Source organism: Bifidobacterium sp. SO4, from assembly GCF_018555355.1.
Taxonomy (GTDB): domain Bacteria; phylum Actinomycetota; class Actinomycetes; order Actinomycetales; family Bifidobacteriaceae; genus Bifidobacterium; species Bifidobacterium miconisargentati.
In genome coordinates, this window is sequence record NZ_JAFEJP010000028.1 from 1 (window position 1) to 5,679 (window position 5,679).

General features: G+C 52.6%; 5 protein-coding genes. 3 read left to right on the top strand and 2 right to left on the bottom strand.

What is annotated here, in order from left to right; genetic code table 11:
• Positions 1–352: 352 nt before the first annotated feature.
• Together JS536_RS11565 and JS536_RS11570 are read right to left on the bottom strand one after the other, a co-directional pair.
• Positions 353–604 (bottom strand): hypothetical protein, encoded by a 252-nt coding sequence (locus JS536_RS11565; RefSeq protein WP_214357044.1) that lies wholly within the window; start codon positions 602–604, stop codon positions 353–355.
• Positions 601–1,200 (bottom strand): ParA family protein, encoded by a 600-nt coding sequence (locus JS536_RS11570; protein ID WP_214357045.1) that lies wholly within the window; start codon positions 1,198–1,200, stop codon positions 601–603. The genes JS536_RS11565 and JS536_RS11570 overlap by 4 nt, the downstream gene beginning before the upstream one ends.
• 720 nt (positions 1,201–1,920) lie before the next feature.
• Between JS536_RS11570 and JS536_RS11575 the strand changes: the two genes are divergently transcribed.
• From JS536_RS11575 to JS536_RS11585, 3 genes are all read left to right on the top strand, one after another.
• Complete coding sequence (locus tag JS536_RS11575; protein WP_214357046.1) at positions 1,921–2,325, top strand: hypothetical protein; 405 nt, start codon at positions 1,921–1,923, stop codon at positions 2,323–2,325.
• A 218-nt stretch (positions 2,326–2,543) separates the two neighbouring features.
• Positions 2,544–3,944 carry a hypothetical protein gene (locus JS536_RS11580; RefSeq protein WP_214357047.1) on the top strand — a complete coding sequence of 467 codons (1,401 nt, stop codon included), beginning with the start codon at positions 2,544–2,546 and terminating at the stop codon, positions 3,942–3,944.
• 138 nt (positions 3,945–4,082) lie between these two features.
• Positions 4,083–5,279 carry a hypothetical protein gene (locus tag JS536_RS11585; protein ID WP_214357048.1) on the top strand — a complete coding sequence of 399 codons (1,197 nt, stop codon included), beginning with the start codon at positions 4,083–4,085 and terminating at the stop codon, positions 5,277–5,279.
• Positions 5,280–5,679: the final 400 nt, after the last annotated feature.

The window sequence follows — 5,679 nt, forward strand, 5'->3', positions numbered from 1 at the left end:
CCCCTCAGCCGGTCTCGTTGCCCCCGATGGGACATGGGCCGCAGTAGCGGCGCTTTTAGCGTGGCGTAGTCCGATAATCCACGGAGGTTCTGTCTGTGTGTCAGGGGTGTTACCAGCACCTTGTCTGACATAGTGGTAGACTGAACTTGTTTATTTCTTCAGCTCACGATGTTACCAGCGTCGTGAGCATTTTTTTTCTTCCACGTGTTGATTCGCACATTCCTTATTGAGAATGGGAACGTATGAAGCTCACTTCAAGACTGTTAGATTTTGTTTTGGTTTGGTGCGTCGGAATGGCACATTATCGAACAGACATGATGATATTTAAATATTTTTATTTAAATATTTTTATTTATTCTAGCGCCTGCTTGATTGCGTTGTTGATGAAATCTCCCATTTTCAGGCCGCGGTCTTTGCAATAGGCTTTGAGCTGTTCCTTAAGTTCCTTATCCATTTGGAACGTGGTCATGACCTTTCCCACCGACTTTTCCTCTCCATCTCCTCGTTTGTAGTTGTCTTGGTTGTCCATGATGTCTCTTGTCTGTATGGCCGGTTCTTCCCGTTGGTAGATCTTCATGGTCGTGATTGGTTTGGCTTTTTTCATTTGACGGCTTCCTTGAGTTCGTTCCAAGCGTCTTCGTATCCGCTGAGGTTGCTGCGGAATGCGTAGCCGAATGTATTTTTGATTGATTCCCTGAGTGGTATTTCAGTGTCGAAGATTCCGGCTCCGCTTTCTTCTATCGTGTGGCGGAATGAGGCAAGGGCGCTGGTGCCTCGTCTTGCCATGACGATTAGCACTGCGTAGTCGGTTCCTGCGTCTTGGCATGCCTCACATGTTGCCATCGTTTGTTGCAGATCGATGGGTGAGGCTGTTGATGGGATGATTACGAAGTCTGATGTTTTGATGGTTTCGCTGATTACGTCGCCGTTTGGAGGACAGTCGATGAAGATAATTTCACCGTTCGAGTCAGGACGATTTGACCGCATTCGTCGGATTTCGGCTTTGTTCCTGGACACTACAGGGAAAGGCAGTGGTGCGGAGTTATCCTGTGACGCCTGTTCCCATAAAGTGGCGGAACCCTGTGGGTCGGTGTCCACTACAGTGACGGCTCCGCCATCACGACTGGCCGCTGTGGCCAGAGCCATTGCCGTGGTGGTTTTGCCAACTCCTCCTTTAATGTTAAGTATGCCGATGATCAAGATGCTCACCTTTCAATAAATATAAATATTTATTTTTCAATATATCTTATTCGGTTCTTTTTGTAAAGTCTGGAGAGTGTTTTCAGGGGCCTGCCCGTAAGCGAAATGACAGACAGGCCCTTTGACTAGCAGTCCTTGTGATTATCGATCATTGCATACGCCATTACAGCGATGCAGATGAAGTCCGCAACGAGAGGTGAGACCTTCGCAGCGAATATCACTAAAACTGTTGTCATGAACAGTCGCAGGAGCGAATCCTGCTTCTTATTGTTATTATTGTTCGGCATTTGATCCGAACCTCCTTACTAAGGAGCCGGCCAGCTACCGCTGACGCGGCTGGGTTCACTGGCTGTTGCCTGCTCCGGGAAAGCGGGCAACATCACTATCGTAGTATTACTTCTCAGCATCGAGTGTTAGAATCTGAGTAGAGCCAGTGAGGCAAGCGAAATTGCCTTAGGAACCGGGAATTCCTAAGAGCAAGCTGATCTGACCCCTTACTAAGGAGCTTTAGGGCCGGTATCCGTAGATACCGGCCCAGCTTTTTGCTAGCTAATTTGTAGGGGGGGTGCATGTCCTTCTTTGTATTACTTAGAAACGTTGATTTCATGCGGTTTTGTGGTGTCTGATTAGTGTTCTGCGTATTTTGCTTATGTATGAGTGAATGAGACTTTCTTCTGTCGGCTGGGGTTGGCCCGGTCCCTTTTCAGAAGGAGGTTTTGTTTGAGTATCAATTTCCCTGTGCCTATCGATCTCGATGCTATGTGCGGCGATTCTGCGCCGATGCGTGTCGAGGATGTCTATGTGGCCACCGAACAGGATGGCTCGACTCCGAAGCGCAATCGCGACGGACAGATTGAGTACCGTGTGGCGGTCTACTTCAAGCGTGCTGGCCGTAGGCGTGGTGATCTGCTGGAAATCAAGCTTTTCGGTAGTGACCCGTCCTCTTTGATTGGTCACGCGGTGATTCCGACTTCGTTGGAGCTGGTTCCCTATACCTTGCAGAACGGCGTGAGCGGCAATTATCTTGTGGCGGATGATTTCCAGATCGTGGATGGTGCGGCTGCTGCTGCCGGTGCCCATGCTGTTAAGCCTGCGGAATCCGATGACGAGGAGCCTAGCTTCTGATGCCTCGTCGTGTTCCCGTCACTTTGAGCTTCAACGTTGGACTGTTGAAGCGTATTGACGATGTGGCCGAGTCGAAGCGGGTTCCACGTTCCAAGTTGGTTTCTGATGTGCTCGGCAAATGGCTTGAGCTATATAGGCCTGCCATTCCCGAGGATTGAATTGATCAAGTGCGGAGGGATACCTGTATCCCTCCGCTTTCGTATGTAAGGGGGGATTCTGTGCCGTCTAATACTGATGCGAATAAGACGAACAGTTTTCTTGTTGATGCCTTTAACGCTTGTTTGGTCACGTTGATATGGGTTGCCGTGGCCTGCGGGAGTTGGCTCGTATTGCGTGATTCTTCTTACAGATGGTTTGTTGCATCTGCGCTGGTGGCCTTGCTGATGGCTCTGGTGGCTACGGCGGTTTGCGCACACGGCCGCGTACGGGAGGCCGCTATCTGGTCGTTGCCGGTCGCGGGCGATGTGCGGCGCGCTTCCAGACGCGCCGCCCGCAGACGCGGCAACCAATGGCTTCGTGACGCGAAGCTGGTACCGAATAACGGGAAGAATTACAGATGCTGGCTGACGAAGGATAGTCTTCGTCTGGAGAATGTGGATGTGGTGGGTATCACCGAACATCGTTTGCGTGAGGCGATTTCGGCTTCATTGAATGCTTGGGATTGTGCCGATTATGAGCTTGAGAAGATCGGCAATGCGGTATGGCAGGTCAGGTTATTGAAAGTATCGAGATTCGATGCCATTCGGTCTGCGGTCGTTGTCCATGAGCCGCCGATTGTTCGTGCAGGTCGTGGCCAGTTGGCTGTTCGCGTTGGCCGAGGGCTAGACGGTGATGCGTGGATTGATTTCGCCAATGTTGCTGGTGTCTTATTGGCTGGTGACCCGGGTGAAGGCAAGTCCGCTTCTCTTGATCTTCTGGTGTCTGCGTTCCTGTCGCGTCCTGATCTGGCCGAGGTCCATTTGCTGAATGGCAAGGGCGATATGGGATGGGATTGGGCACGTTCCCGTTGCGCGTCCTACAGCAATTCCACGAATATGGAATTTGCTTCCGCCATTCTTGAATTGGTCTGGAAAACGATGGAACGAAGGAACTCGCAGGCGGAAGAGAACTTCTGGAACGGGTTTACCGACCATCCCAAGGATAAGGTCATTGTATTGGTGATTGATGAGGCTCAGATGTACGTCTCCCCTCAATCGCCCGAAGATAAGAACGATGTGAAACTGTTCACTAACAGACTGATCAGTCTTATCAAACTCTGTCGTTCGGCGGGAATAGTTTGCATCCTTGCCACGCAGAAGCCAACCGCTGCCTCGATCTCAACGGACCTACGCGACGTGATGGGGCAGAAAGTCTGTTTCTTCGTCTCGTCGCCCGAATCGGCACGGGCGGCACTGGGCGTTGTGCCCGAGGGCGAGCCGTTGCCTACACGCCCGACGTTCGGACCGGAGGATAGAGGCATGGCCGTTCGCACCACTGGTACCGGGGGAACCGAGATTATTCATTTCGACTATCTGCCGCACGAGGAACTGCGGAATCTGTTCCCGGCACCGGTCAAGGTTTCGACCGATTCCGAGGACTTAGATTCGGATGACGATTGGGTGATTCGAGAAGACAAGTAGGCGAAGCCTGTCGCCGTCCGTCACCGTGTAGGGCCCTTGGGTCCGAAACGGGGGCGTGGCGGCGACTTTCTTTCTTTTTCTTTCTTTCTTGATTCAAGACCGCATATCTTTCCGTTTTTGGACCGGAGGTGGCGAAAAGTGTCCAGAATCAAGGTTCAGGCCAACGGCGGAACCGCCATCGCGTTGCTTACACGGTTTGATGATGATCGGGATGATGACGAGGAATTGGACGAAGTCCGTAAGGGTGGCGGCAAGCGTGACGTGTGCGCCGGATGGACCGATGACGTGGCTCGCAGGAACACGGACTTCCTTCGGGCCATCGAAATTGATGACTTGTCCGGCACGGGCTTCACGCTCACGCTCACGGTCAGGGCAGGCGTCGGGCCGGTTCCGGAACCAGAGAAGTTCCATCGGATGATAGGAAACTTCCTGAAAAGGATTGACCGGAAATTCGGATTGCTGAGAAATCACTGGCTCATCGAATTCACAAGGAAAGGCACGCCGCATATCCATATGAGCGTATGGGTCAGAAACGGGAATGAGGATGCGTTCATACCGTTTTCAGTCAGTCAATGGATTGATATCGTGCGAAAGGCCGGTTGTAATGCCCAGGCGAAGGCGCAGGACGTGAAAAGGCTGTATGCCTGGCGTTGGGTGCAGTACGTGGCGAAGCATGGAAGCCGAGGCGCGAAGCACTATCAGCGTGCGCCGCAAAACCTGCCGTCCGAGGGATGGCGCGAAAAGCCGGGGCGCATGTGGGGTCGTGGCGGCGACTGGCCTAAACACAGTCCGCCGATATTCGATCTGGATTACGACACCGGCGATTTCAAGGGGTTCTGGATATATCGGAGATTGGTTCGTGCTTGGTTTCGTTCGCAGGTTTCGAGGATGCCCGAGCACACGGAGATACAGCGAAAGGCGAAGTGGCGGGCAGTGGTTGCGGCGCGACGATGCCTTAAATGCGGTCTTGATGGTCCATCCGACGATCAGGCGATTCTGAATAAACCGGTTTCCGAGTTTCTTGACGATAAGGTGCTTGGGACATACGTCAATAATGACCCTTGGACTGATGGTGCTCCTGCTGAGCGGGTATGGGATGGCTTGAAACTAGGCGAGGTGTTGGATAATTCGGAGGTCGGTTCATCTCGTGAGCATGTGAAGAGTGCTCAACGGCCGATTTCCGTTTGGGGGGTGCGTTCGGTGAATCTCTCGATCATCCAGTGGATTGCATCTAATCAGCAGGACATAGGATGTAACGTCAGACAGATTACAAAAACACTAGACGAACGGCAGGTGTTAGATGGCGTGCCAACGGTATATCAACCGTATTGCTGATGGGAGGGAGTGAGTGAGCGAAGTGAGGGCTTGCCCTTGCGGACAAGCAAGAAGGAACGCTGACGGTCGGTCGGTCGGTCGCTTCGTTCGTTCTTGGCAGGTGTCATTCTCTGTTGTCCTGCGGCGCGGCATATCCTCAATGACTCTTTCTGACACTGGTCTATCTTCCATGTGGTCGGCCTGCCCGATTATGCCCACATTGGTCTTGAGGTCTGTTTGATCATGCTCTTCGACGAGCGACGCAGCCGGGAACGGTCCTGTTACCGAGGGTCTCCCCTCAGCCGGTCTCGTTGCCCCCGATGGGACATGGGCCGCAGTAGCGGCGCTTTTAGCGTGGCGTAGTCCGATAATCCACGGAGGTTCTGTCTGTGTGTCAGGGGTGTTACCAGCACCTTGTCTG